This window comes from Desertibacillus haloalkaliphilus, assembly GCF_019039105.1.
GTDB classification, from domain to species: domain Bacteria; phylum Bacillota; class Bacilli; order Bacillales; family KJ1-10-99; genus Desertibacillus; species Desertibacillus haloalkaliphilus.
Window position 1 is genome coordinate 1 of sequence record NZ_JAHPIV010000446.1, and the last position, 356, is coordinate 356.

1 protein-coding gene is annotated in these 356 nt (G+C 48.3%); it reads right to left on the reverse strand.

All coding sequences use genetic code 11. From position 1 onward, the window contains the following. Positions 1-356 (reverse strand): hypothetical protein (locus tag KH400_RS30220; RefSeq protein WP_217228516.1); only part of this gene is annotated, 356 nt, incomplete at both ends.

Sequence of the window (356 nt, forward strand, 5' to 3'; positions counted from 1 at the left end):
TCTCTCCTTTTCTCCTCCTTCCTCTTCTCCCTTTTTTCCCCTTTCCTCTTTCCCTTTCTTTTCTTTTTCCCCTCTTCTCCCTCCCTCTTTCTTCCCCTCCTCTTCTTCCCTTTCTCTTTCTCTCTCTCTTCTCCTTCTCCCTCCTTTCTCCTTTCCTCCCTCCCCCCCCCCTTTTCTTTTCTCTCCTTTTCCCCCCCTTTTCCCCTTCTCCTTCTCTCCTTTTTCCTCCCCCTCTCCTCCTCTCCTTTTTTTCTTTTCTTTTTTCTTCTCCCCCCCCTTTTTTTTCTTCCTTCTTTTCTCTTTTTTTTCCTCCCCCCCCTTTTTTCCCCCCTTCCCTTCTTCCTTCTCCCCCTTTC